This is a genomic window from Mesorhizobium sp. M1D.F.Ca.ET.231.01.1.1, from assembly GCF_003999155.2.
Lineage (GTDB): Bacteria > Pseudomonadota > Alphaproteobacteria > Rhizobiales > Rhizobiaceae > Mesorhizobium.
Map to the genome: position 1 here is coordinate 1 of NZ_RZOZ02000037.1, position 1,377 is coordinate 1,377.

Below are 1,377 nucleotides of genomic sequence, written 5' to 3' on the forward strand. Positions count from 1 at the left end.
GACTGGTCGCATGTGCTTTGCCATCTTGAATGGAGTGCTTATATACGCGAGAAGAGCTTGCGCTCCATGGTGGTCAGGCGTTCCGGGCCTTTTTCCGTCACCAGCACCGTCTCGCTGAAGCCCATCCCCGCTGCCATCATCAGCATATGAAACACCATTCCCGGCTCTAAGACCCATTCGACGCCAGGCACGAATTCGCGGATAAATTCGCCGGCCGACGGGCGATGATTAAGACCAAGCGAATAGCCGGCACGATTCGTATAGGTTTCGCGCAGTCCAGATGCCAGAAGCGGCTCGCGGCAAGCTCGGTCGACCACGCTGGCCGGTGTGCCCGGCCGCATCAATGCGATCGCCTCGTCTTGGATGCGGATGATCGTGTCGGCGATACGCTGTTGCGCAGCGCTCGCCGGACCGACAACAGCGGTGCGCATCAAGCGTGCCCAGTAATTCTTGTGGACCCCGTTTTGCTCAAAGTAGACAGGATCGCCACGTTCCAGGCGCCGGTCCGAAAGTCCTCCATGTATGAGACTTGTTCGATCGCCGGAGGTGATGATACCGCCGAGCGACGCTGCCCCCGCCTTCACCAATGCGCTAGACACAGCCTCGGCGAGTTCTCGCTCCGCGACTCCAGGCGCGATAGCCTCGATGCCGGCCCGCAGACCCACTTCAACTAGCCGCGCAGCGCCGCGCAGATGTTCTAGTTCCCGCGGCGATTTGATCAGGCGCAGGTGGTCGACAATACGGGGCTCTCCAACCAGAGTTGCCTTCGGCAGCAGCGCCTGCAGCATCTTCCAGCGCTCCACCGTCAAGAACCATGAGTGCTCATCCAGACCGATGCGCCCGCCTGCCAACCCAAGACCTTCAAGGGCTCTTCGCGCCGTGTCGAGCCAAACGGGGAGCGGATCAGCGGCATCTGCATAGACCACATGGTTTTTGACCCATGAGGTGCTGTGCGCCGTGGGGACTTCCATGTCGCGCACGATCAGCACCGGGTCGCCGCGGCTGGGTACTGCTAAAGCGTGATAGGAGAAATAGCCAATTTGATCGAGGCCACTTAGATAATTGATGTTTTCTGGTTGGTGCAGCAGTAAGACGGGAAGATCATACTTAGCCATCTCTTCTTGCGTACGCCGTAGGCGCTCCCGATACTCCTCCGCCGGGAAATCCATGCCGTTATTCGCAGGCTCACTCACCGTCTTAAGCTCCTTCATCGTTGACTAGCTCATTGTATTTGTTTCGCCGTTCACCCGTCTGGCGGACCACCTCTACGCCGGCATACATAACGACTGTCAACGCGATCAGCAGACTTGAAACGGCAGCGATTGTAGGCGTGATCTCTTCCCGAATTCCCGACCACATCTTTATCGGTAAGGTGGT

At 58.5% G+C, this 1,377-nt stretch carries 1 protein-coding gene and 1 pseudogene; both read right to left on the reverse strand.

The window, feature by feature from the left end; genetic code table 11:
• Window positions 1-38 precede the first annotated feature (38 nt).
• Window positions 39-1,211 carry a Xaa-Pro peptidase family protein gene (locus EN874_RS32120; protein WP_126097340.1) on the reverse strand — a complete coding sequence of 391 codons (1,173 nt, stop codon included), beginning with the start codon at window positions 1,209-1,211 and terminating at the stop codon, window positions 39-41.
• A pseudogene (locus EN874_RS34130) lies at window positions 1,198-1,377 on the reverse strand (hypothetical protein); the annotation flags it as partial. The pseudogene EN874_RS34130 and the gene EN874_RS32120, both read right to left, overlap by 14 nt.

Excerpts from the sequence above, each read along its gene's own strand:
- EN874_RS32120 (WP_126097340.1), bottom strand. The coding sequence starts at position 1,211 with ATGAAGGAGCTTAAGACGGTGAGTGAGCCTGCGAATAACGGCATGGAT.